Below are 24424 nucleotides of genomic sequence, written 5' to 3'. Positions count from 1 at the left end.
CCTCAGCTCGCGGCGCCCAGGCAGGTGCGCGCCGACGCGACCGCGGCCGGCAGAGCCGTCTGCCCGGAGGGCAGCGCGCCGTGCACCGCGTAGTACGCCATGTCGATCGCACGCTGCTGCGTGTTCGCCTCGGTCGACGACGCCCCGTTCATGAACAGGTCGGCGCCGGGCAGCACGTTCAGCGCACGCGTCACGTAGTCGAACGGCGTGCTGCCGGGGTCGACCGCCGAGGGGTTCGTCCACCCGCACGTGTTGTATTCGAGCGCGTTGAGCGCCGCCTGTCCGACGGCGATCACGAAGTGGTCGCCGGAGAGCGTCGCCGCCCACGCGACCTGATACGACGTGGTCACCTGGCTCGACGCGAGTCCGGCGGCCGACGCAGCCGCCTGTGCTGCCGGCAGGTCGCCAGACCCTGCCGAGTAGAGCAGCACGCGGTCGGCGAAGGTCGCCGGAGTGGACGGCAGCGCCCGAGTGGTCCAGGGACCGCTCGGCGGCGCCGTGTCGCCTGTGGTGTCCATCGCCGGCCCGGATGCCGTGCCCACGTACACCTGCAGCGGCTGGTGCGCGATCGGCTCGGCAGCGATTCCGGTGATGGCGGTGGCGGTGCCCGGGAGCGCAGCCGTGTGCCATCCCGTTCCGTCGTTGTAGGTGACGGCCGGGGCTCCATGTGCGCTCAGGTAGGCCACAACGGTTCCGAGACGGTGCGTCGGACCGTTCACGAGCGTTCCGGGCGGGTTCGGAAAGTCGCCGATCGGGCCGGAGACCGCAGACGGCAGCTCATACGTCGACGCGGCGATCGCGCCGACGCGTGCGGTGCCGGGCAGGGCCGTCGCACCCCACGCTCCACGCGACCGCTGCGTCAGCTGCACGAGGGTCGGCGCCCCCTTCGACCGCGGGGAGACGACTCCGTTGACGACCACGCTCGCCGCCCCGTCGGGAGTGGTCAGCGCAGACAGCGTCGCGTGCTCAGACACCCGGATCCGCGAGGGCACGACCGGCCATGCGCGACCGGCCTGCGACGCCGTGACCAGCGCACCGCCCCGTGCGACGGCGAACAGAGTCGGGCCGTCGGCGGTCTCGGCGAGCGCGAGCGGCGAGGACTGCACGTCGAAGTTCGACAGCGTTCTGGTCGACCACGTGCCCGAGGCCTCGCTGGTCTCGGAGAGCCGACCGTGGGCATCCACGAAGAACACGGCGGGACCGGATGCCGTGTACGCGGCAACGATGTCGGCCCCCGCCGCCGGGGCGCCAGGCAGATCCTTGCTCACCCACCCGCTCGCACCGAGGTAGCTCTCGGCCAGCGAGCCGTCAGCCGCGCGGTAGTACGCGTGCGGCGTCGTGGCCGAGTCGACCTCGGGGTCGATGTACGACAACGCGGCGATGGCACCGCTGGATGCCGGCGTGCCGGCAGCCTGCAGTTGCAGCCAGCTCGCGCCATCCCACACGTCCGCGGCCAGACCGACGGTCGAGCCGCTGCCGGAGCGCACGAACCTGTAGTACGACACCGGGTAGCTCGAGTACCACGTCTCGGTCGACGGCACGGCGGCGACGCTCGCCGAGGCGCCCACGACGTTCACGTTCTTGGTGACGGTCGTGACGGTGCCGAAGCTCGAGGTCGCGGTCACCGTGATGGTGTGCATGCCGGGCGTCGCGAACGTGTGCGTCACACGTGCGCCGTTGCTGTTAGTCGCGCGGCCGTCGCCGAAGGTCCAGTAGTAACCGGTCATCGAGCCGCCCCGCTCGCTGCCGTCGGCGCGATACTCCGCCTCGCTGCCGACCACCGCTGTGGACGGACCGGAGACGGATGCCCGCGGGTTCGCGTGCTGCGCGGCCGTCGGCGGGGACACCAGCGCCCAGACCTCGCCGGAGCTCCAGGTGTTGTGTGCGAACGTGGTGAGGTCGAGGTTGACGTCGTGCTCGACCTTCACGTTCGTCGACGAGGAGAAGTCGCCGTTGACCATGTCGACAGTGCCGTCGGCGTTGACCGCGACCACGATGCCCACGTGGTCGGCATAGCGCGCCGGCGTGATGTCCCCGGCGTGGAAGAACACGACAGCGTCGCCGACGACGGGAGTGCCCGAGTCGGCGACGGGGTTCTGACCGTCATCGAGCGCCCACTGCACGAAGCTGGATGCCGCGGCGTTGATCGTGTTCATGTCCTGCGTCACACCGGCCTGCTGCCACACCCACTTGGCGAAGTCGGCGCACCAGTTCTCGTTCGAATTACGCACGTTGAACGTCGAGTCGTCACCGCAGCCGTCGGAGTTCGCCGAGAAGCCCGCCACCATCGTCGAGTACGGGTTGCAGTTGAGACCGTTGAAATTCGTCACCACCGGGTTGTCGCCGTTGCCGACCTGGCTCAGGGCGATCTTCGCGATGCGAGCCCCGAGCGAGCCCGAGGTCGAAGATGCCTGCGCCGCGCTCGAAGACGTTGACGGCGACGCACCCGGGGATGCCGACGGCGATGCACCCGGGGATGCCGTCGGGGACGCGTCGGCGCTCGGCACGGAGGCGACGGCGGGCTGCGCCACCGCGAGGAGCGCGGCGACCGCGGCCGGAAGCATCCAGCTCAGCCACCGTCGACGGGACCGAGGCGGCGGCGCCTCGCCCGCTCGAAGCCCGAATCGTTCGCGACGTGCTCTGGCCACCGTGCCATCCCTTCCGTGGGCGAGCCCGCTCCCTCGGAGCGGCGCTCGAACAGCGGGCCCCTGAACGGGGCACACCATCCTCTGGGCTACCACCGGTGTCCGACATCGGTCAATGGGTTGCCACTCCCTTGCGCGGATGAGCATGAAACGGTCCAGCGTTGGCGCGGAACGAAGGTCGGTCGGCTCTCCGGCCCTCGTTCGCGGGCCGCCGGCCGCGTGCCGAGCGCGGATAGGGTGAGCCGCGTGGGCTACTTCATCGTCGTGATCGGCCAGACCGTGGTGCTCCCGATCGTCTCTGGCATCATCGAGCTGATCGTGGTGGGCGGTGACCCGGTGCTCGTGTTCGCGAAGTGGTGGGCGTTCTGGGGCGTCGGCACCCGGCTCGTGCTGGCGGGGATCGTGCAGGTCTCGGGGGGCGGACCGACGAGCGCGGTTCTGGGCGGCGGCACTCCGAGCATCCAGGAGAAGCAACTCACCAGTGAGCTCGGCGTCGCGAACATCGGCATGGGCGTCGCGGGCCTCCTGGCCCTGGTTCCGGGCTGGACGCTGCCTGCCGCAGCAGCGGGCGGGGTGTTCCTGCTCATCGCCGGGATTCTCCATCTGCCCAAGAAGAACAAGAACCCGCAGGAGACCGTCGCGACCTACACCGATCTGCTCGTCGGGGTCGTGATCGTCGTCTTCGCGATCTACACGGTGATCAGGGCGTTCAGCGGGTAGTCACCCTGCGACGGTCTGCAGTGCCCCTGCCACCGCGCGGATGACCTCGCGTCCCTGCTCCGGCTCGAAGCCGCGCGTGCAGACCGCGAGGTAACGCCGGGCATCCCCGTCGCCGATGAAGGCGACATCGTGCTCGATGCCGGGCACGTCCCCCGACTTCGATCCCCACGGCACACCGGAAGGCAGGACCGCGCCGATCCGAGGATGCTCCTGCCCGGCCAGCACCCCGCGCATCCACTCCGCGTGCTCCGCGTTCGTCACGGCGCCCGTCACCAGCGCACGCACGATCGCCACCAGGTCGGCCGCGCACGTCTCATTCGTCAGCCCTGCGCGCACCGCGCACGGGTCGCCGATGCGCCGCTCCATGCGTGTGCTCGCGGCGCCGCACAGGGCGAACGCCTCGGCGATACGCGCCGCACCGAGGCGATCGAACAGCACGTTGGTGGCCTCGTTCGACGAGCGCACGATCATCATGCGCACCAGCTCGGCGACGGATGCCGACGCGCCATCCGGCGGAAACGCCGCGTCTCGGTCATCGGGGTCGAGCACGAACGTCTCGGCCACGACGTCGTCGCCATCGTGGCCCCTGCCGACCTCGCCGCACACGAACTCGTGCCGGCATTCCAGCTCGGCGCCGAGCCCTGCACCACCGAACTCGCCCCGCTCGGCCGCCAGCACGGCGGCGAGCATCACGCCGAGCTTCACCGTCGATGCTGAGTAGTAGACGGTGTGCGATGCCCGGGAGGCCAGCACCCGTCCGGTGTGGTCGGTGAGGGCGTACGACACCGACGGGATGCCGTCGCTCGCCCACGAGGTCACCGGCGCCATGGCATCCTCCTCACGCATCGGCTTCTGATGGTGTCACAGGCGGGCCCGCGCTGCAGGCGGCTCCGCGTGTGCACCAAGAGAAGTGGAGGGAACTCCGGCGGGCAGACGAATCGCCCGAAGCCCGCGGCATTCGCGACTGAATTCGCATGCACGCCTCATCGGGCGGCGACGACAATGGAAGACAACGGCCGCCGTCGGAGCCCCGTCTGCTGCCGCGTCACCGTGCCGGCGACCGACGCCGGCGACCGATGAGCTTCAGTGAGGCATCCCATGGGCACAACAGTGTTCGAGCGCCGACGCCCGAGCGCCTCCACCGTCGACCACGCGCTCTCCGGCACGCGGCAAGCGGTCTTCTGGCTCGAGGATGCCCCTGGCGACGCCTACCCGCCGCTCACCGCGGGCACCACGGCCGACCTCGTCGTCGTCGGCGGAGGCTACTCCGGTCTGTGGACCGCGCTGCTGGCGAAGCGTCGCGACCCGTCCCGTTCCGTCGTGCTGCTCGAGGCCAAGACCGTCGGCTGGGCCGCATCGGGTCGCAACGGCGGCTTCGCCGAGTCGAGCCTCACGCACGGCGAGGAGAACGGGCTCACCCGCTTTCCCGACGAGTACGAGCACCTTGCGCGAATGGGCCGTGCCAACCTCGACGCCATCGAATCCACCATCGCCGAGCTGAAGCTCGATGTGGACTGGGAGCGCAACGGCGCGATCGACGTGGCCGTCGAGCCGCACCAGCTGGAGTGGCTGCGCGAGGGCGTCGGTGAGGACTCCGTGTTTCTCGACGAGGCGGAGCTGCAGGCATCCATTCACTCGCCGACCTATCTCGGCGGCCTCTTCCACACGCGTGACAGCGCCATCGTGCACCCGGCGAAGCTGGCGCGGGCTCTGGCTCGGGCATGCGTGGATGCCGGCGTGCAGATCTTCGAGAACACCCCCGTCACCGAGCTGGTCACCGTCGGCCGCGGCGCACCGCGCACCGGCGCGGAGGGCGTCGACGTGCACACCGCGGCGCGCGACCTCACCGGACGCCCGACCGCCGCGGTCGTGCGCGCCAAGAAGGTGGCGCTCGGCACCAATGTCTTTCCGTCGCTGCTCAAGCGCAACCGGCTCTACACGGTTCCGGTCTACGACTACGTGCTCATGACCGAACCGCTGAGCGCCGAGCAGCTGGATGCCATCGGCTGGCAGGGGCGCCAGGGCCTCGGCGACAGCGCGAACCAGTTCCACTACTACCGGCTGAGCTCCGACAACCGCATTCTCTTCGGCGGCTACGACGCCGTGTACCACTACGGCGGCCGGGTGCGCGACGAGTACGAGGATCGACCGACGTCGCATCGCCGCCTCGCCGAGCACTTCTTCACGACCTTCCCGCAGCTGGAGGGTCTGCAGTTCACCCACAAGTGGGCGGGCGCCATCGACACGTGCAGCAGGTTCTGCGCGTTCTACGGCACGGCGCGCGGCGGCCGCATCGCCTACGCGACCGGGTTCACCGGGCTCGGCGTCGCGGCCACGCACTTCGGCGCCGAGGTGATGCTCGACTTCCTCGAGGGCAAGACGACGGAGCGCACCGCGACGCAGATGGTGCGCTCGAAGCCGATTCCGTTCCCGCCGGAGCCCGTGGCATCCATGGGCGTGAACATGATGCGCTGGGCGCTCGATCGGGCCGACCACAACGAGGGACGCCGCAACCTGTTCCTGCGCACCATGGATGCCGTCGGCCTCGGCTTCGACTCATGACCGGGCGGCGGCTCGCGGTGGCACCGCCGCCGCGACTGCGCCAGCTCTCGCGCATCGCGCCACGTTTTCTGGCGCGACAGCCGATTCCTGGCGCAGACACCAGTGACGAACCGACACCGAAGGACATCCCATGAACGCCCCGATGAACGCCGTCGACCTGATGAACGCACTCTCGGTCGAGCTCGTGTTCGTGCCCGTCGACCCGACGCAGGTGGTCGACGGAGCGCCGACGACCGGCGAGACGGCCATCGCGGAGCTCGGTGCCGCCGCCATCGGCGTGTGGGAGATGTCGTCGGGCGCGATGAGCGACACCGAGGTCGCGGAGGTGTCGGTCGTGATCGCCGGGTCGGCGAGCATCCAGCTGGTCGACGAGGGTCGCGTGCTGGCGGTCGGACCCGGCGACGTCATCCGTTTCGCGGGCGGCGAGCGCACCATCTGGCGCGTCGCCGACCGCGTGCGCAAGGTCTACGTCGTCGAGGCGGACTGACCCGCCGCAACCGTGCAGGATATACGGCGCGCGGAGTCGGATATGTCGCCCGCGACCCGCATATCCTGCAGCGCGATGTCCCGTCAGCGCGGCGGCGGCAGCGGGCGCCAGTCGTCGATGCCAGGTGGATGCCCCGTGCCGGCGCCACGAAGCCGCGGCAGAAAGTGGGCCCATCCGGCGCGGTGGCCAGGAACACGGGCATCCGGCAGCCCGCTGTGCGTCAGATCGACACGCGTGCCGCTCCCGATGGCGGTGAGCTCGAAGCTCACGGTGGATGCCCCGGGCGGCAGGTCGTCGCTGCCCGCGATGCCCCATGACACGACGACCCTGCGCGGAGGGTCGACCTCGAGGTACTCGCCCCTGATGGGGAACCCGGCGATGTCCACATCGAAACGACCGCCGGGACGTGGTTCGAGCACGGCGAACTCGCCCATCCACGCCGTCACGCCCCCGGGAGTGACGAGGTAGTCGAACACCACGTCGGGCGCGGCCTCGATCTCGATCGAGGTGCGGAAGTCAGGCACGAGGATGCCCTCTCCCGGCACTCGCGTCGCCGTCGCCGTGTTCGTGTGCGGGGTCGCCGCCACGGTTCCGAGCACCGCCCTCGACGGCGGCTTTCAGGCGGGCCAGGTGCGTCGGCCAGAACCGGTCGAGGTAGTCGCGCACGGCCACGAGTCCATCCGTGCGCACGGCGAACAGATGCCTGGTGCCGTCGCGCGTCTCCTCCACGAGCTCCGCATCGCGCAGCACCCGCAGGTGGTGCGACACCACCTGCTGCGACAGCGCGAGCGTTCCGGCGAGCTCGCCGACCGCACGCGGTTCGTCGCGCACGGCGGCCAGGATCGCCCGACGATTGCCGTCGGCGAGCGCCCGCAGCCCGCGATCGACGACGGCCGCCGCGCTTTCGGCATTCGCGTTCGCACCCACCGGACGACAGTACCATTCACAAGTTCACTCTTGTACTCACATCCATTTGTATTTAGAGTGCGGGTATGACCACGACAACACCGGCGGGCATCGCCCGCGCCTATATCGACGCCGTCGGCGCCCACGACCTCGCCTCCGTCGACGGCCTGCTCGCCGACACCCTCGAGGCCCGCGTCGGACCCGGCGCCTCGAACAAAGAACAGTGGATGCTCGCGCTCGCCCGCCTGCTCCCCGCCCTGCTGCGCAACGATGTCCGTGACGTCTACGAGCACGGCGACCATGCCTGCGTCGTCTACGACTTCGTCACCGACACCCCGGCCGGCGCCGTCGTGTGCGTCGAGAACCTGCACGTCGCCGACGGACGCATCACCGACATCGAGCTCGTCTTCGACAAGGTCGCGTTCGCCCCGGTGACCGAGGCGCTGAAGGAGCGGGCGGCCGCCCACCCCGCGGGTTGAGGCACCCAGCGAGACGTCCACAATTCAGGTCCAGCGCGCGACCAGCGGCCAGTACGTGCCGTTTCAGGCCCCTCCAGCCTGAATTACGTGCGGCTCACCCCCGCACAGCCGGCACCCGCAATCGACCGGCCCCGCCTACAGCCGCTCCGCGACCTTCTCCGCGGTGAGCCGCCCCATGCGGATGGCGCCGTCGACGTGCTGGTACCCCTCGCCGGCGAGGTCACTGGAAGAGAACCAGATCGGCCCGACCGGCGCTCGCAGGTCGGCACCCCATCGAGCGAGGCCGCCGAGGTCGAAGCTCGCCGCGTAGGCGCCGCGCGTCCACTCCTCCGAACCCCAGTCGCTCTCGTAGTACACGACCGGATTCTGTGCTTCTGGCCCGTAGTAGTGCGACAACGATTCGAGGATGCGCGCCCTGCGCTCCTCCGCCGGCAGCCGGAACACGTCGTCGGCGTTGGTGTCGGAGACGAAGCCGACCAGCGTGCCGCGTTCGTCGCCGAAGTTGGTGTTGTCGTACGCCTCGTGGCAGAGCTCATAGGGGCTGAAGGCGGTGCCGGAGAGACCGGCATCCCGCCAGAACGGGCGCTCGTAGACGGCGTGCACCTTGATGACGAACCCCATCGAGAGGTGCTGATGCATCTGGTGCTGAAGGCGCGGCAGCGGTGGCTCGAAGCTCACCCGGCTGATGAGGTGCGGCGGCACCGCGAGGATCGCCTGCTTGGCGTGCACCTCGACGGAGTCCGTGGTGACGGTCACACCGTCGTCGCCCCAGCGCAGCGCGCGCACCGGGTTGTTCAGCAGCACGTCGTCGCCGAGCCGTTCCGCGAGCCGTAGCGGCACCTGTTGCAGTCCACCGACCACGCGCTCGTCGAGAATGAAGTCCGCGTCGACGAGGTGGGAGAAGCTGCCTGCGGACGCCGCCATCAGCAAGGCCTGCAACGCCGAGAAGGAGTATGCCGGCTTCGTCAGCATGGCACCGGCGATGAAGAGGGCGATGTTGTCCCGCGCCTCCATGTCGTCGGTCTGCTGCTCGAGCCACCCGGTGAACGAGATGCGGTCGAGCTCCTCGGCGTTCGGCGTCTCCCACGGCCGGTTCGGGTCGACCTGCGCGACCATGCCGTCGAGCTTCTCGATGAGCTCGACCATCACCTTCTCGGTCGCCGCCGGCACCGGGAAGATCTCGCCGGTGAACCGCGTGAGCCTGCCGCTCGCATCGAGGTAGACGCTGTCACCGTCGCGGTAACGGGAGTACCGCTCGAGGCCGAGCTCCGCGATCGTCTGCTTGAGGGCGTCCTGCTCGGGCGACACCCACTGGCCGCCGAGCTCGAGCATGGCACCGTCGATGGTGTCGGTCCACAGCCGGCCGCCGACACGGTCGCGTGCCTCGAGCACGACCACGCTGTGCCCGGCCTTCTTCAGCTCGTTCGCCGCCGTGAGCCCGGATGCCCCGGCCCCCACGACGACGACGTCGCGCTGCATTTCCCCCATGCTCTCTTCCTTCCGTCTGTGGTGTTGGTGTTCGCATTCGTGGCGGCCTGTGCCAACGGTGTTCACACTGAGGCCGCCGCGGGGATCCGACTCCGCGGGGCTGGCATTGGGTCTGGCAGGAGCCGAGCGTCCAGCGAGGCGGGGGCATGTCCCGCGGAGTCGGATCCCCGCGGCGGCCGCCACCCGAGTCTCCAGCGTCAGCGGCCACCGCCAAGAGTCGATCCGACCACGGCCGCCACCCGGAAACCCCACTACGGATGACGGCCGCGCCGCGCCTACGCGAACGGGTTCGGCGTCATCGTGTACTTGGTCGACAGGTACTCGTGGATTCCCTCGAACCCGCCCTCGCGTCCGAGTCCGGACTGCTTGATGCCGCCGAACGGCGCTGCCGCGTTCGACACGACGCCCACGTTGAGCCCCATCATGCCTGTCTCGAGTCGCTCGATCATGCGCTGTCCGCGGGCGAGATCCTGCGTGAACACGTAGCTCATCAGGCCGTATTCGGTGTCGTTGGCGATGCGCACCGCGTCGTCCTCGTCCTTGAACGTGACGATGGCGAGCACAGGTCCGAAGATCTCCTCGCGCAGGATGTCGCTGCCGGGCCGCACGTCGGAGACCACCGTGGGCTCGTAGAACGTGCCCTCGCCTTCGATCGCGTTGCCGCCGGTGCGCACGGTGGCGCCGCGGGAGACGGCATCCTGCACCAGCGAGTTCGCCTTGGCGACGGCGCGGTCGTCGATGAGCGCACCGATGGTGACGCCGTCTTCGACCCCCGGGCCGACCTTGAAGGCCTTGACCTTCTCCGTGACCTTCGCCGCGAACTCCTCGGCGACGCTCTCGTGCACGATGAACCGGTTGGCGGCCGTGCAGGCCTCGCCGATGTTGCGGAACTTGGCGAGCAGCGCGCCCTCCACCGCCTTGTCGAGGTCGGCATCCTCGAACACGACGAACGGGGCGTTGCCGCCGAGCTCCATCGAGGTGCGCAGCACGTTGTCGGCGGCCTTCTTCATGAGCGAGACGCCCACCGGCGTGGAGCCCGTGAACGAGATCTTGCGCAGACGCGGGTCGGCGATGATCGGGTCGGAGACCGCGCCGGACGTCGACGTGGTGACGACGTTCACGACACCGGCGGGCAGGCCGGCGTCTTCGAGCAGCTTCGCGAAGTAGAGCGTGGTGAGCGGCGTGAGCGCTGCCGGCTTCACCACGACGGTGCAGCCGGCGGCGAGCGCCGGGCCGATCTTGCGCGTGGCCATCGCGAGCGGGAAGTTCCACGGCGTGATGAGGAAGCAGGGCCCCACCGGATGCTGCGACACGATCATGCGTCCCGTGCCCTCGGGATTCGTGCCGTAGCGGCCGGAGATGCGCACCGCCTCCTCGCTGAACCAGCGCAGGAATTCGCCGCCGTAGGCGACCTCGCCGCGCGCCTCGGCGAGCGGCTTGCCCATCTCGAGCGTCATGAGAAGCGCGAACTCCTCCTTGCGCTCCTGCATCAGGTCGAACGCCTTGCGCAGAATCTCGGCGCGCACGCGGGGCGCGGTGGCAGCCCACGAGTCTGCTGCCGCGACGGCGGCATCGAGGGCGCGGATGCCGTCGGCCGGCGACGCATCCGCGATCGACTTCAGCACCTCGCCGTTCGCCGGGTTGTAGACCTTGAGGTCACCGCCCTGCTCCCCGGCCACCCACTCGCCGCCGATGTACAGGCCGCTGGGAACGGCGGCCAGCAGTGCCTTCTCCGTCACCTTCTCGAGCGCACCCTTCGCACCCTCGAGAACGTCCTTCACCTTGTCATTCAGCATCTGCCAGAGCCTTTCCCACGATGTCGATTCCCTCGGCGAGCAGCTCGTCGGAGATGGCGAGCGGCGGGAGGAAGCGGATCACATTGCCCCACGTTCCGCACGTGAGCAGCACGACGCCCTGCGCGAGCACGGCGGCGTGCACGCGCGAGGTGAGCGCGGCATCCGGTGCCCCTGTGACAGGGTCGACGAGCTCGATGGCCATCATGGCGCCGCGGCCGCGCACGTCTCCGATACGGGGGTCGGCGGCCTTCAGCGCGTTCAGGCTGTCGCTCAGCAGGGTGCCGAGCTCGCGAGCGCGTTCGACGAGGTTCTCCTCTTCGTACGTCTCGATGGTGGCGATCGCCGCAGCGCACGCGATCGGACTGCCGGCATAGGTGCCGCCGAGGCCGCCGACCTGCGCGGAGTCCATGATGTCGGCGCGTCCGGTGACCGCGGAGAGCGGAAGGCCGCCAGCGATGCCCTTGGCCGTGGTGACGAGGTCGGGCACGATGCCGAACTGCTCGCTGGCGAACATGGTGCCGGTGCGGGCGAACCCGGTCTGCACCTCGTCGACGATGAACACCACGTCGTTGTCGTTAGCCCACTTCTGCAGCGCGGGCAGGAATCCCTCCGCCGGCACGATGAAGCCGCCCTCGCCCTGGATGGGCTCGATGAGGATGGCCGCGAGGTTCTCGGCGCGCACCTGCACCTCGATCTGCGCGATCGCGCGGGCGGCGGCATCCTCTCCGCTCAGCCCGTCGCGGAAGGGGTACGACATGGGAGCGCGGTAGACCTCGGGGGCGAACGGTCCGAAGCCGTTCTTGTACGGCATGCTCTTGGCCGTCAGCGCCATCGTGAGGTTGGTGCGTCCGTGGTAGGCGTGGTCGAAGACGACCACGCCCTGCTTCTTCGTGTAGTGGCGGGCGATCTTGACCGCGTTCTCGACGGCCTCGGCGCCGGAGTTGAACAGGGCGCTGCGCTTGTCGAAGTCACCGGGGGTGAGCCGGTTGAGCGCCTCCGCGACCTCCACATAGGAGTCGTAGGGCGAGATCGTGAAGCAGGTGTGCGTGAACTGCGCCACCTGGCGCTGCACGGCCTCGACGACACGCGGGGCGGAGTTGCCCACGCCGGTGACGGCGATGCCGCTGCCGAGGTCGATGAGCGAGTTGCCGTCGGCGTCGACGAGCACGCCACCGCCTGCGGCGACCGTGGCCACCTGGATGCTGTGGCCCACTCCCTTGGCCACAGCCTGCGCCTTGCGCTCGAGAACCTTGCGAGACTCCGGTCCGGGAATCTCTGTGACGAGCCGCCGCTCCTGCGGCAGCTGCGGTCCGCCGACCGGAACGGTGCCGGTGGGCGTGTCGAGGATGGTCATCGTTGTCTCTCTTCGTGTGGTGTGGTGCCCGGGTCTACCGTCACCGGGTTCTGCGGTCGCCCGCAAGGCAAGCACGCTCTCGCGTTCAGAACTCAGGAGCGACGCCGAGTGAAGCCCCGATGATCCGCTGACTCGTCCGCGGTCTTCCCTGGCGAACGCGAACGATCCTGAGTTCTGAACGGATGGCTCCGTGCATGGGCTCAGGTTAGGCCCGGTGCGAGAAGATGGGGCTGTACAGATTGGACAGTCAAATGCGCCTGGCTGGCCAGTTTGTACAATCAAGGCATGCCGACGCCCACCGTGCGTATCCTGCTCGCCCGCCGGGAGCTCGGCCTCGAGCTGCTCACACCGCGGGATGCGCTGCCTCCCGACACTCTGGACGCTGCGGTGTCGTGGGTGCACAGCTCCGACCTCGCCGACCCCACCCCGTTCCTCGGCCCGGGCCAGGTGCTGCTCACGACGGGCACCCAGTTCGGCGCCGCGATCGGCGGCGTCGGCGCCAAAGAACCGGTGCCCCATCGAGCGCGGGGCCACTCGCGAACCGCGCACGACGATGATTCCGACTACGCCGGTTACGTGGCACGCCTCGCCTCCACGGGAGTGGTTGCGCTCGGCTTCGGCACCGGCGTCGTGCGGGCCACGCCCGACGGCCTCGTCGCCGCGTGCCTGGCGAGCGGCATGCCGCTTCTCGAGATCCCCTACCGCACCCCCTTCATCGCCGTCGCCCGCTACGCCGCCGACCTCGTCGCCGAGCAGGCGTACGCGCGCAACACGTGGGCCCTCGCTGCGCAGCGCGCCGTGTCGCTGGCCGCCCTGCGACCGGACGGGCTCGACGCGACGCTCGCCGAACTGGCCAGGCAGCTCGGCCGGTGGGTGGCTCTGGTGGATGCCGACGGTGCGGTCGACCGGGCGTTCCCGGCTCGCGCCGTGCAGGCCTCCGTGCGCGACGTCGTCACCGCTGAGGCGATGCGGATGCTCCGCGCCCGCCGTCGTTCAGGCGCCACGGTCTCCGAGGCGGGCACAGTGATCGCGCTGCAGACCATCGGTGCGAGCGATCGACTGCTCGGTGTGCTCGCGCACGGGGGCGCCGACGAGCCTGACCAGGCAGCGCAGCAGGTGGTCACGAGCGTGGTCGCACTGGCGGGCCTCGCGCTCGAGCAGGGTCACGCCCTGGGGTCGGCGCGAGCCGCCCTGCGGCGCTCGCTGTTGCACTCCCTCGAGCAGAGCCGGTGCCTTGTGGGCGAACTGGGCGGGGAGGCGGGGCTGAGCGAGGCGTCCGTCACCGCCCTCGATCGTGCGCGGGCGCAGGTCGACGCAGCCACCGAGGTGCAGGAGGCGTCGCCCGCCGGGGCCGACGCGCTGCCCGCTCTGCTGCGCTTCGAAGACGAGGATTCCCGTGCCCGCGCTGCGGCGCTCCTCGCGCCGCTCGCCGCGCGCGATCCCGACGGCGTGCTCGCCCAGTCCGTGCTCACCTGGCTGGAGCGCAACGGCGTCTACGACGCTGCAGCGCGGGATCTGGGCGTGCACCGGCACACGCTGAACGCGCGCATCCGTTCCGCCGAGCGAGTGCTCGGGCGCGACTTCGACGTCTTCGCCGATCGCGCCGAGGTATGGGCGGCGCTGCGGATGCGCTGACACACCCGGGCGGGCGTCAGCGAGCGGTGAGAAGTCCGTCGACGAGGGCGCGCAGACCTTGCAGGTAGGTGTCGCGGCCGGCGAGCGCGGGCCACTGGTGTCCGATGGCGGCGAGGTGCGGCAGCCAGGTCGGGTCGACGTCGGCGAGGAACCGGTCACGGTCGGGCGACGGTGCCGTGTCAGGCGACTGCCGCCCGGTGCCAGGTGCGTGCTGCGCCGTGCGGGCTCGCACGAGGATCTCGCCCACGGTGTAGTACCAGATACTGCGGAAGACGGCGACGGCATCCGCCTGCGTGCAGCCGTGGTCGAGCGCGGCACCGACGATGACGTCGACGCTCCAGAGCGACGATTCGCCCAGCACGCCCACGAATCCGTCAGAGGTGAGCACCTCGGCCGCCCACGACCACGAGGCGAGGACGTCGTGCATGGTGGCTGCGGCGACGACGATGCGGTCGCGCGGGTCGTCAGGGAGCTGAGGTCGGCTCGCCTGAGCAGCATGCTCGTCGAGCAGGAGCATCAGCAAGTGCCCTTTGTCGCGCACATGGTGATACAGCGTGGTCGAGCCGATGCCCAGCTCGGTCGCGAGGCGCCGCATCGTCAGCTTCTCCCAGCCGTTCTCGTCGATCAGCCGGCGCGCCGCCACCAGGAGCTGCGCCCTGGAGGTCGCCGGCGGGCGACCGGGTCGGGGCGACGACGGCGGAGACTCGGGCACCGCTTCATCATGCTGTCCCGTGCCGCCCAAGCAAAACCGATGAGCGAGCGATTGACAGGATGCCTGCATCTTCCTAATTTAGGAACATGTTCCGAAATACCCTTGTCGAGTCTCGACCCACCCGCCTCCAGGACGGCCGCGACCCGCGGGCCGGCCTGATCCTGGCCACCGTCGCCATCGTGCAGTTCATGGTGTCGCTGGACCTGTCGATCGTGAACCTGGCCATCCCGCGCATCGAGCTCGGCCTCGGCTTCAGCAACATCGGCGCGACCTGGGTGATCGACGCCTACGCGATCACCTTCGGCGGCCTGCTGCTGTTCGGCGGCAAGGCGGCCGATCGTTTCGGCCGCCGCCGCATCCTTCTCCTCGGTCTCGCGGTGTTCGCGCTGGCGTCTCTCGGCGGCGGCTTCGCTCCGAACGCCGGCAGCCTCATCGCGGCTCGCGCGGCTCAAGGCGTGGGCGCGGCGCTGCTGTCGCCTGCGGCCCTGGCCCTGCTCACCTCGACCTTCTCCGGTGGCAGGCCGCGGGTGAGGGCGTTCGGCATCTGGGCCGCCGCCAACGCCGCCGGCGGTGCGCTCGGCGTGCTCATCGGCGGAGTCCTCACCCAGTACGCCGGCTGGCGATCGGTGATGTTCGTCAACGTCGTGATGGCGGCCGGCACGCTGCTGCTGGCCTGGCGGGCGCTGCCGACAGATGCGCGTTCCGCCGCGCCCGGACGCCTGGACGTCCTCGGCGCTGTGCTCGGCACCGGCGGCATCTCGCTGCTGGTCTTCGGCGTGGTGCGCACCGACCAGTACGCCCGGGGTTCGCCGGTCACCCTTCTCACGCTGTCGGCTGCGCTCGTGCTGCTGCTGGCCTTCGTGTATGTGGAACGGGCCGTGGCGCGCGATCCGTTGGTGCGTCTCGGCCTGTTCGCGAACCGCGCGGTCGCAGGCGCCAACCTCTACAACCTGTTTCTCGGCGGGGCGATGGCCGCCACTTTCTACTTCATGTCGCTCTATCTGCAGGGCGTTCTGCGCACCGATCCCGCCCTCACCGGGCTCGAGTTCCTGCCCTTCGCGCTGGGCGTGGTGGTCGGCTCCGTGATCGCCATCAGGCTCGGCTACCACGTGAGCCCGCGCACCCTGCTCGCCGGCGGCGGGCTGCTCACCGCCATCGGCTTCATCTGGTTCGGGTTCATTTCGGCCGACGGCACCTTCGTCACCGGTGTGCTCGGGCCGTCCATCGTGGCGAGCATCGGATTCGGGCTGTGCCTCGGCCCCGTGGTCTCCACCGCGACGATCGGGGTGGCGCCCCAGGAGGCGGGCAGCGCGTCCGGTCTGCTCAACAGTTCCCGCCAGATCGGCGCGTCGCTGGGTCTTGCGGCGCTCGGTGCCGCGGCCGCGGCCGGCACCGGCCCTCTCGCCACTCCCCAGACGCTCACCAGAGGATACGCGCTCGGGATGCTCATCGCCGCAGGCATGCTTCTCGCGGCCGTGGTCGTCGCTCTCACGGTGATTCCGGGAACGATGCCGACGGCATCCAGCGACCGCCAGGCGCCTGGCGGCGACTCAGCATCCGGCAGCGGATCAGCATCCGACGTCGGTCCCACGTGCGGGGATGGTGCGGCGGGAGAAGACGCCTGATCGGTCGCCCTGATGTGATGGCGCAGGTTCTCGACATCGGGCGCAAACCTTCGAGTACGCCGATCGGCGTACTCGAAATGCGCCGGCCGACGGATGGCCGGACCCGGTCGATTCGGGAGGATCGAAGTATGAGTCCGGCATCCGCGTGCTCCGCGCCGCCATTGTCTTGTGGGGCGGTACCCGTCTCCGCGTCCAGCATCTGTACCACCCCGACCGCCCGATCCGCACCGACCGCCCGAATCGCCCTGAGCAGCCGAACCGTGCCGAGCGCCGGCACCGCGCCACGAATCCGAGTCTCGCAGAGCGTCAGCGTCGGGGGCACCGCCGACGGGCGCCGATGAACGGCCACGCGGTCGTCGCGGGCGGCGGCATCGGCGGCCTCGCTGCAGCGGTCGGCCTGCTTCGAGCCGGGTGGGAGGTGACGGTGCTGGAGTCAGCGCCCGACTTCTCCGAGGTCGGCTCCGGGTTCGCGCTCACCGCCAACGGCGTCACCGCCCTGAGCGCGCTGGGGCTCGGTGAGGAGACACGTTCCCTCGGACACCCGTTGCGCGCCGAGGGCACCCGCGATGTGCACGGCCGCTGGATCGCCCGGCTCGACGCGGAAAACGCGCCGGAGAGCTTGCGACTCCATGGGGTGCACCGGCAACGTCTGCACGGCATGCTCCTGGCGGCGGCACACGGGGCAGACCTGCACCACTCGGCCACGGTGCACGGGGTCGAGCCAGGAAGCCTCCCCGGCGAGTTCGCCAGGGTGCACGTGACCGAGAACGGCACGACGCGACGGCTGAGCGCCGACCTCGTGGTGGGCGCGGATGGCCTGCGCAGCGTCGTGCGCGCCGGTGTCGACCCCGCCGTGCGGGTTCGGTATTCGGGCATGTCGTCGTGGCGCGGAATCGCCGGCAGCACGGACCTGATCGGCGACGCGTTCCGCGCGTACTGGGGACCGGCCGCCGAATTCGGCGCGCTCCGGATCGATCAAGGCGAGATCTACTGGTACGGCTACGTGCGGCTCCCCGAGCACACAGACTTCTCCGACGAGCTCGACGCCGCGCTCACCCGTTTCGCCGACTGGGCAGAGCCGGTGCCTGCGCTCATCGCAGCGACCGATCCCAGACGGCTGCTCCGGCACGACGTGTACGAGCTGTCGCCGACGGCACACCGCATCGCCGCGGGCCGCGTGGTGCTGCTCGGCGATGCCGCCCACGCCATGCTGCCCACCATGGGGCAGGGTGTGAACACGGCCCTGGAGGACGCAGCCGCCCTCGGCCGCGTTGTTCGTCCTGGAGAGCTGATCGATGGTGTCGCTCGCTACTCGGCAGAACGGTACGGCCGTACTCGTGGCATCCAACGCCGGTCCGCGATGATGGCGCGGATCGGCTCGCATCTGAGCAATCCCGCGGCCGTCGCCGCGCGCAACGGGCTGATGCGGCTCGCTCCCGTCGGTGCGATGGCCTCGTCGTCGTCGCGCATCTTCGACTGGTTGCCGCCCGCGCCGCTCCCCGACGCGGACGACTGACGCCGACGCCGCTACTCCGCACGGCGTACGCAAGGTGTCTTCTCGCGTCGGATGCCCGGGCAGGGATCCGCGCGAACGATGGAACCATGACAGAACGCCGCAACACCCTCATCGATCTGAGTGATCGCTCCCAGAAGTTCGCCCTCGCCGGGCTCGCCGTCGGCATCGTCGGCCTGGTCATCCAATGGATCGCGGACCCGGCGAAGTTCGGATACTCGTTTCCGCCAGGCATCTGGTTCATCGCCGCGTTCGGCCTCGTGACGATACTCACCTCGCGCTGGTCGTTCAGCGCCGTCTTCTCCGTGCTCATCGCAGCGTGGATCATGTTCGGCGGCATCGCGACCGACAAGCTCCAGCCCAACCTGGTGTCGCATAACCTCGGCACCGTCACCGGCAACGTGGTCATGAGCATCGGACTGATCGTCACCGTGGTCTTCGGCATCATCAGCATCGTGCTCCGGCTGCGCCGGCGCCGCGGCCGGACGGTGTCGCGCGGACCCGCCGCCGGCTGACGGCCGACGTCCTCGCATCCCAGGGCGGTGGGGTACAGGATGGTCCGGGGGGGATTCCATGACAGCTGACAACGACACATCGTCCGAGACCGATTCTGTCGACTCCGCCGAGAAGGCGAACGAGAAGGCCGCGGTACGCGACGACGACGGGGCGCACGTGACCGCATCGACCGACGCGCGAGCCGCTGACTCCGGGGAGCCCGACTCCGGGGTCACCGACTCCGAGCCCGACGTCTCTTGGCGCATGCCGTCGGAGACCGCGCCGCAGCAGCGGGTGTGGATGGCCTTCCCACCCGGCGGCAGCTATCTCGGCGAGGCGGAGAGCCTCGAAGCGGCGCGGGCGGCGTGGAGCGAGGTGGCCCACAGCATCCTGCCGTTCGAGCCGGTGACCATGGTGGTCGACCCGCACGACTTCGGGGCGGCACGGCGCACGCTGTCGTCCGACGTCGAGATCGTGCTCGCACCGCTCGACGACGCGTGGATGCGCGACATCGGTCCCACGTTCGTGCTCGGCGACGACGGTCGGCTCGGCGCAGTCACCTGGCGCTTCAACGGCTGGGGCGCGCAGGAGTGGGCGCGGTGGGGCAACGACTCCGTGATCGGGGCGTTCGTGGCGGCGCGAAGCGGGGCGCGCAGGGTGCTGAGCGAGCTCGTGAACGAAGGGGGCGGCATCCACGTCGACGGGCTCGGCACCGTGCTGCTCACCGAGACCGTACAGCTCGATCCGCACCGCAACCCCGACACGTCCAAGGCCGATGTCGAAGCCGAGCTCGCCCGCACCATCGGTGCCACGAACCCGATCTGGTTGCGCCGCGGCCTGTATCGCGACGCCCAGCGCTTCGGCACGCGAGGACACGTCGACATCCTGGCCACCATCCCGTCACCGGGCAGGCTGCTCGTGCACGTGCAGACGGATGCCGAGCATCCCGATCACGAGATCACGCACGAGATCCTCGACACGCTTCGCGCCTCGCGCACGCCCGACGGCGAGGAGTGGGACATCATCGAGCTGCCGGCGCCACAGGTGCTGCGCGACGACGAGGATTTCGTCGACTACAGCTACGTGAACCACCTGGTCGTCAACGGCGCCGTGATCGCGTGCACGTTCGGCGACCCGAGCGATGCCCAGGCGCGAGACATCCTGGCCGAGGCGTATCCCGGCCGCGAGATCGTCGGGGTGGATGCCCGCCCCATCTTCGCGCTCGGCGGCGGCATCCACTGCATCACGCAGCACCAGCCGGCGATCGTCACCCCCTGAGGGCGCGGGTCGGCGCCGCTCGAGCTGACGGAGCTCAGACCAACCGCATCACGACCACGAGGACGATCGCGGTCGCGACGGTCGCACCGATCAGCAGCACGACGGGTCCCACGCCACGCACCCGCCTGTACACGAGGGAGCCCAGAAGCGCGATGCCGAGAACGATGACGGCGATCCAGTAGGCGACGCCCGTCGTGTCGGCGATCGACGTCAGGCCGTAGACGCCCTCGCCGATGCCGATCCCCGCGAGCAGACCGCCTCCGAGCGCCGCGCGGTAGCCGCGTGAGTGCAGCCACGCGGCGGCCACCCCGACGAACGGACCGACGACGACGCCGATCAGCCCCCACGTGACAGGCGAGTACGCGAAGCCACGCGCCGTCGACATGGCGCTGTAGCCGACGACCAGAAGCACGAAGCTCAGGGCGCCGAGAACGGCCGCGATGCGCGGCGTCGCCCGCGACCAGAACACGAGAAGTGCCGTGACGAGGGTCCAGCCGCTCGCCGAATTCGACAGCGGGCGCACGGCATCCGGAAGAACGCCCTGCGCCCACGACTCGAGGCAGCCGATCGCGAAGCTCGCCACCACCACGACGATCGCGCGCGGGAGCCACCCGACGACGCGGCCGGACCTGGTCTGATGCGCCGCTGCGGGCTCGGGGGTCATGCGAACTCCGCCAGCGCCGCGCGGTAGCGCTCGACGTCGGCACGCGTCTCGGCCGTGACGAGCAACGCGTGCGCACCGATGACCCGGGTGAAGGTTCCCAGGCAGGGCACCTCGACGATCTTCGTCAGGCCGCGTCGCCACGCCGGCACAAGCGCGTCGAGCGCCATACGCTCCGGGCTTTCGCCGGCGGAACGCCGCATGCCATCGATATGCCGACGGTTGAGCTGTTCCATCCATTGCCGGCCTTCGTCCGTCATCGCCTCGGAACCGATGTCCTCCCGCCAGGACGGGCCTACGAGTTCACGAAGAAGGTGGCTTCGTTCGTCCGACCCGAGTTCCGAGCCGTGCAGCCGGTCGAGGATGCCGGGATCGCGCGGCGCGCCGACGTGCTCGATGCACGCCTTCCACATGCCGGGCCAGGACTCCTGCCACGCGGCGATCGGCGCTGACGCTCGCGCCGAGGCATCCAGCTGCGGCGGGGTGTCGACCAGCTCGGGCGGCAGATCGTCTCCGACAGGATGCAGCTGCCAGGCTTCGCGGATCCACAGCAGCTCCAGCAGCGTCTGAGATTCGCCCTCGACGGTGATCACCATGTCGTGCGGCCACGGATTGCCGGGAATCGGCCTCAACGAACGCATACGACCTCCTCGGGCTGCGCTTCGACCATCATGGCGAACAGAGCAGCTCATTCCACCTTGCGCACTGACTCGCCACGAGTCATGCGTAGTGATACCGGCACGCCGCGATGCGCACTTCGTCATCGATCACCTTGTAGACCAGGCGATGTTCGTCGGTGATGCGCCGTGACCAGTAGCCGGCGAAGTCATGCTTCAGCGCCTCGGGTTTGCCGATGCCTTCGTTGCCGCCCCGCTGAATGTCCGCGAGCAACGCGTTGATCCGCTTCAGCACTCGGCGATCCTGAGCCTGCCACCAGAGGTAGTCCTCCCAGGCGTTCTCGTCCCAGACGAGCAGCACCTCAGTCGGTCTCGATCAGATCGTGCGCCCGGCCTTTGCCCGCTTCCAGTCGCTCCATCGCGTCGAGAAGCCTGCGCGCGTTGGCGGGAGAGCGCATGAGGTAGGCGGTTTCCCGGAGGGATTCGTAGTCCTCGAGAGAGACGATGACGACGGGCTCGTGTCCGGAACGCGTGACGACCACCTCTTCGCGGTCGTCGACGACCGAGTCGAGAACGTCGGCATAGCGAGCCCGTGACTCGGTGTAACTCATCGTCTTCATGACATCCTCCTGTACAGAAAATTGTACATCATGCACCTCACCCGAACTGCTCCCGCTTGAGCTGCACGACGCGGCGAGCCGCGGCATCCACCTGGGCGGCGAAGGCCGGGTCGGACTGCGCCTTCGCCACCACGGCGACCACCATCGGCGCGGCGACGGTCGGGTCGGCGCTCACCAGCACGATGTCCACGCCCGCCTCGATCGCGAGCACGGCGCGGTCGGCCGGCGACCAGGACTGCACCTGCTGCGCTGCAGAGAGATCGTCGCTCATCGTCACGCCCGTGAACCCGAGCGTGTTGCGGAGCAGGCCCGTCGCGATCGCCGATGAGAACACCGCCGGCGAATGCGGGTCGAGTTCGGAGTACACGGCGCTCGAGATCATGACCACTCTGGCGTCGTGCTCGATCTGGGTGTGGAAGACACCGACGCTCGGACTCGTCGCCGTGGTCGTGGTGTCGGTCACGCCGGAGTTCGTGTCGGTGTTCTCGGTGACGGCGCCGAGACCCGGAAAGTGCTTGATCACGGGCACGACGCCCGCGGTGTCCATGCCGGCGCGAAACGCGTCAGCGTGGCTGGTGATCACCTCGGGCGTGTAGCCGAACTGCCTATCGAAGCCGCCGATCGGCGGGTTGTTCGCCGCGGCCTGCGGCGACGCGATGAGGTCGACCACCGGGGCGAGGTTCATGTTGACCCCGGATGCCTGCAGCTGCCCGCCCCAGCGCTGGGCGGCATCCGCCAACGCGTCTGGCGCCATCGCGCCTTGTTGCAGCGCCGTGGGCATGGTGTCGAAGCCCGGTCCCTGCAGCACCTGCACCTCGCCGCCCTCCTGGTCGGTGGCGACGAAGAGCGGCAGCCCCGCGGTCGCGTCGGGCGAGACGAGCGCGGTGAACTGCGAGACCACCGCTTTCGTGGCGGCGGTGCCGCCGTGCGCGCGCCCCGCGAGGAAGACGTTGCCGACGTGCAGCGTGCGCACGGCATCGAGGGTGGCGGACTCGGCCTCGGTCGCCTGCGTGCCGACCATGAACAGCTGGCCGACCTTCTGCTGCAGTGTCATGCCGGCGATCGGATCCGTCGGCGTGGGCGTCGGCGTGACTTTCGGCGTCACAGTGGCCGTGCGCACCGCGGAGGTGTGCGGCGCGTGGCCGGATGCCGCACATCCGGCCACACCGCCGCCGAGCAGGGCTGCGACCGCGACCAGGACGGCCGCGCGGAGCATCCGACCGCTCGCAGTTCGCACGCCCTCGATCGTAGGCTGGCCGCTCGATCGGCGGGCGACGGTCAGGCCGCCGCGGGCTCCAGTTCGCCGGCCTCCGCGTCGTCGGCGACGGACTTGCCGTCGTTGTCGTCGCGGAACGGGTCGTCGCCGTTGCGCTTCGCGTTGTAGAGGTCGAGGTTGAGGATGCCGTTGCGCTTCGCCACGATCGTCGGCACGAGCGCCTGCCCGGCCACGTTGATCGCCGTGCGGCCCATGTCGATGATCGGGTCGATCGCCAGCAGCAGGCCGACGCCGGCGAGCGGCAGTCCGAGCGTGGACAGCGTGAGCGTGAGCATCACGGTCGCACCCGTGGTTCCCGCTGTCGCCGCTGAGCCGATCACGGCGACCACGATGATCAGCAGATACTGACCGAACGTGAGGTGGATGCCGTAAAACTGCGCCACGAAGATCGAGGCGAGCGCGGGGTAGAGGGCGGCGCATCCGTCCATCTTGGTCGTGGCGCCGAGCGGCACCGCGAACGCCGCATACTCGCGCGGCACGCCGAGGTTGCGCTCGGTGACGCGCTCGGTCAGCGGCATGGTGCCCATCGACGAGCGGGACACGAAGCCCAGCTGGATCGCCGGCCAGGCGCCCGAATAGTACTGCTTGATCGACAGCCCGTTGGTGCGCACGATGATCGGGTACACCACGAACAGGATGATGACGAGGCCCACGTAGATGGAGATCACGAAGACGCCGAGCGAGCCGAGGGCATCCCAGCCGTAGGTGGCGACGGCCTTCGCGATGAGCGCGAGCGTGCCGAGCGGGGCGAGCCGGATGATCCACCACAGCACCTTCTGGATGATCGCCAGCACCGACGAGGTCAGGCTGAGGAACGGCTCCGCCTTCTTGCCCACGAAGAGCGCCGCGATGCCGATCGCCGCCGAGATGACGAGCACTTGAAGCACGTTGAACTGCACGCCAGTGGTGACGGCGAGGTCGGCGCCGGTGCCGGTCACCTGCGACTGCGCGCCGAGCCCGAACACGTTCGACGGGATGAGCCCGATGAGGAACGCCCACCACGATCCGACGTGCTGCGGCAGCGCCTCCGACGACTTCGAGACGCCGGTGTGCGCGCCGGGCTGCACGATGAGGCCGAGCGCGATGCCGATGAGCACGGCGATGAAGGCCGTGATCGCGAACCAGATGAGCGTCTGGACCGCGAGCCGTGCAGCGTTGGACACCTGGCGCAGGTTGGCGATGGAGCTCACGATCGCCGTGAACACCAGCGGGACGACCGCCGCCGTGAGCAACGAGACGTAGGAGTTGCCGATGGTCGTCACCGTGGCGGTGAGCCAGTTCGGATCGAGCTGCGTGCCGCCCATCGAACGGGCGATGAGGCCGATGACCACGCCGAGCACCAGACCGGCGATGATCTGGTTGCCGAACGAGGTCAGCCAGCGCGGCGCCCGTCGTTTCGGCTTCGGCGTATTCGCGGGGTCGTCTCCTGCGGGGTTCTTGGCAGTCTGGGTGGTCGAAGTCACCCCGACACGCTAATGAGGGCGCGCCGGCCGCGCTGGCGCTGTGACGCTCTGTTACGGGGCCAGGGGCGTGCGCCACGCGCCCCTGGCCGTCA

At 69.7% G+C, this 24424-nt stretch carries 23 protein-coding genes; 9 read left to right on the top strand and 14 right to left on the bottom strand.

Features of this window, described 5'->3' with window-relative positions; genetic code table 11:
* Positions 1–2: 2 nt before the first annotated feature.
* A complete protein-coding gene (locus FPZ11_RS15500) occupies positions 3–2648 on the bottom strand; it encodes a PKD domain-containing protein (RefSeq protein WP_168203870.1) in 2646 nt (881 codons plus the stop codon).
* A 243-nt stretch (positions 2649–2891) separates the two neighbouring features.
* On the opposite strand from FPZ11_RS15500, the gene FPZ11_RS19385 reads away from it, so the two are divergent.
* Positions 2892–3365 (top strand): DUF6790 family protein, encoded by a 474-nt coding sequence (locus tag FPZ11_RS19385; protein ID WP_168203869.1) that lies wholly within the window; start codon positions 2892–2894, stop codon positions 3363–3365.
* Here FPZ11_RS19385 and FPZ11_RS15495 read toward each other — a convergent pair whose 3' ends face one another.
* Complete coding sequence (locus FPZ11_RS15495) at positions 3366–4193, bottom strand: serine hydrolase (RefSeq protein WP_168203868.1); 828 nt, start codon at positions 4191–4193, stop codon at positions 3366–3368.
* 270 nt (positions 4194–4463) lie between these two features.
* Here FPZ11_RS15495 and FPZ11_RS15490 point away from each other — a divergent pair, with 270 nt between their 5' ends.
* Positions 4464–5927 carry an NAD(P)/FAD-dependent oxidoreductase gene (locus tag FPZ11_RS15490; protein ID WP_146321991.1) on the top strand — a complete coding sequence of 488 codons (1464 nt, stop codon included), beginning with the start codon at positions 4464–4466 and terminating at the stop codon, positions 5925–5927.
* Positions 5928–6057: 130 nt separating this feature from the next.
* Complete coding sequence (locus tag FPZ11_RS15485; protein ID WP_146321990.1) at positions 6058–6414, top strand: cupin domain-containing protein; 357 nt, start codon at positions 6058–6060, stop codon at positions 6412–6414.
* Positions 6415–6497: 83 nt separating this feature from the next.
* Here FPZ11_RS15485 and FPZ11_RS15480 read toward each other — a convergent pair whose 3' ends face one another.
* Together FPZ11_RS15480 and FPZ11_RS15475 are read right to left on the bottom strand one after the other, a co-directional pair.
* Positions 6498–7013 carry an SRPBCC family protein gene (locus FPZ11_RS15480; protein ID WP_246846292.1) on the bottom strand — a complete coding sequence of 172 codons (516 nt, stop codon included), beginning with the start codon at positions 7011–7013 and terminating at the stop codon, positions 6498–6500.
* Positions 6931–7341, bottom strand: coding sequence for an ArsR/SmtB family transcription factor (locus FPZ11_RS15475; protein WP_146321988.1), 411 nt, complete (start codon positions 7339–7341; stop codon positions 6931–6933). Before FPZ11_RS15475 ends, FPZ11_RS15480 begins: the two co-directional genes overlap by 83 nt.
* Positions 7342–7406: 65 nt before the next feature.
* Between FPZ11_RS15475 and FPZ11_RS15470 the strand changes: the two genes are divergently transcribed.
* Positions 7407–7799, top strand: coding sequence for a nuclear transport factor 2 family protein (locus tag FPZ11_RS15470; RefSeq protein ID WP_146321987.1), 393 nt, complete (start codon positions 7407–7409; stop codon positions 7797–7799).
* Positions 7800–7934: 135 nt separating this feature from the next.
* On the opposite strand, the gene FPZ11_RS15465 is transcribed toward FPZ11_RS15470, so the two are convergent.
* The 3 genes from FPZ11_RS15465 to gabT form a co-directional block, all read right to left on the bottom strand.
* Positions 7935–9287 carry a flavin monoamine oxidase family protein gene (locus FPZ11_RS15465; protein WP_146321986.1) on the bottom strand — a complete coding sequence of 451 codons (1353 nt, stop codon included), beginning with the start codon at positions 9285–9287 and terminating at the stop codon, positions 7935–7937.
* 275 nt (positions 9288–9562) lie between these two features.
* Entirely contained in the window at positions 9563–11083 is a 1521-nt protein-coding gene (locus tag FPZ11_RS15460) for an NAD-dependent succinate-semialdehyde dehydrogenase (RefSeq protein ID WP_146321985.1), read from the bottom strand.
* Complete coding sequence (gabT, locus tag FPZ11_RS15455) at positions 11073–12437, bottom strand: 4-aminobutyrate--2-oxoglutarate transaminase (RefSeq protein WP_146321984.1); 1365 nt, start codon at positions 12435–12437, stop codon at positions 11073–11075. Before gabT ends, FPZ11_RS15460 begins: the two co-directional genes overlap by 11 nt.
* 285 nt (positions 12438–12722) lie before the next feature.
* On the opposite strand from gabT, the gene FPZ11_RS15450 reads away from it, so the two are divergent.
* Positions 12723–14072: a PucR family transcriptional regulator gene (locus FPZ11_RS15450; protein ID WP_146321983.1), complete on the top strand. Its 1350-nt coding sequence runs from the start codon at positions 12723–12725 to the stop codon at positions 14070–14072.
* Between the two features lie 16 nt (positions 14073–14088).
* Here the strand turns inward: FPZ11_RS15450 and FPZ11_RS15445 are convergent, their stop codons facing one another.
* The gene (locus FPZ11_RS15445; protein ID WP_210415888.1) at positions 14089–14784 is read right to left on the bottom strand and encodes a TetR/AcrR family transcriptional regulator; all 696 of its coding nucleotides are present in this window, start codon (positions 14782–14784) and stop codon (positions 14089–14091) included.
* A gap of 86 nt (positions 14785–14870) precedes the next feature.
* Here FPZ11_RS15445 and FPZ11_RS15440 point away from each other — a divergent pair, with 86 nt between their 5' ends.
* The 4 genes from FPZ11_RS15440 (at position 14871) to FPZ11_RS15425 (ending at position 19695) form a co-directional block, all read left to right on the top strand.
* Positions 14871–16409: an MFS transporter gene (locus tag FPZ11_RS15440; protein ID WP_210415887.1), complete on the top strand. Its 1539-nt coding sequence runs from the start codon at positions 14871–14873 to the stop codon at positions 16407–16409.
* Between the two features lie 337 nt (positions 16410–16746).
* Complete coding sequence (locus FPZ11_RS15435) at positions 16747–17925, top strand: FAD-dependent monooxygenase (protein WP_146321981.1); 1179 nt, start codon at positions 16747–16749, stop codon at positions 17923–17925.
* 86 nt (positions 17926–18011) lie between these two features.
* Positions 18012–18437 (top strand): hypothetical protein, encoded by a 426-nt coding sequence (locus FPZ11_RS15430; protein WP_146321980.1) that lies wholly within the window; start codon positions 18012–18014, stop codon positions 18435–18437.
* A 244-nt stretch (positions 18438–18681) separates the two neighbouring features.
* Positions 18682–19695, top strand: a complete 1014-nt coding sequence (locus tag FPZ11_RS15425) for an agmatine deiminase family protein (RefSeq protein ID WP_146322919.1) — start codon at positions 18682–18684, stop codon at positions 19693–19695.
* 34 nt (positions 19696–19729) lie between these two features.
* Here the strand turns inward: FPZ11_RS15425 and FPZ11_RS15420 are convergent, their stop codons facing one another.
* The 6 genes from FPZ11_RS15420 to FPZ11_RS15395 all read right to left on the bottom strand — a co-directional run bounded on the left by FPZ11_RS15420 (position 19730) and on the right by FPZ11_RS15395 (position 24332).
* Positions 19730–20359: a DUF6518 family protein gene (locus FPZ11_RS15420; RefSeq protein ID WP_146321979.1), complete on the bottom strand. Its 630-nt coding sequence runs from the start codon at positions 20357–20359 to the stop codon at positions 19730–19732.
* Positions 20356–20952 (bottom strand): hypothetical protein, encoded by a 597-nt coding sequence (locus FPZ11_RS15415; protein WP_146321978.1) that lies wholly within the window; start codon positions 20950–20952, stop codon positions 20356–20358. The genes FPZ11_RS15420 and FPZ11_RS15415 overlap by 4 nt, the downstream gene beginning before the upstream one ends.
* Before the next feature lie 124 nt (positions 20953–21076).
* A complete protein-coding gene (locus tag FPZ11_RS15410) occupies positions 21077–21334 on the bottom strand; it encodes a Txe/YoeB family addiction module toxin (protein WP_146321977.1) in 258 nt (85 codons plus the stop codon).
* A gap of 1 nt (position 21335) precedes the next feature.
* Positions 21336–21593: a type II toxin-antitoxin system Phd/YefM family antitoxin gene (locus FPZ11_RS15405; RefSeq protein ID WP_146321976.1), complete on the bottom strand. Its 258-nt coding sequence runs from the start codon at positions 21591–21593 to the stop codon at positions 21336–21338.
* 37 nt (positions 21594–21630) lie between these two features.
* Complete coding sequence (locus FPZ11_RS15400; protein ID WP_246846291.1) at positions 21631–22830, bottom strand: glycoside hydrolase family 3 N-terminal domain-containing protein; 1200 nt, start codon at positions 22828–22830, stop codon at positions 21631–21633.
* Positions 22831–22871: 41 nt separating this feature from the next.
* Positions 22872–24332, bottom strand: a complete 1461-nt coding sequence (locus tag FPZ11_RS15395; RefSeq protein ID WP_146321975.1) for a dicarboxylate/amino acid:cation symporter — start codon at positions 24330–24332, stop codon at positions 22872–22874.
* Positions 24333–24424: the final 92 nt, after the last annotated feature.

The sequence above is a fragment of the Humibacter ginsenosidimutans genome (assembly GCF_007859675.1).
Classification (GTDB): domain Bacteria; phylum Actinomycetota; class Actinomycetes; order Actinomycetales; family Microbacteriaceae; genus Humibacter; species Humibacter ginsenosidimutans.
This window is presented reverse-complemented; position numbering and strand designations above follow the sequence as displayed.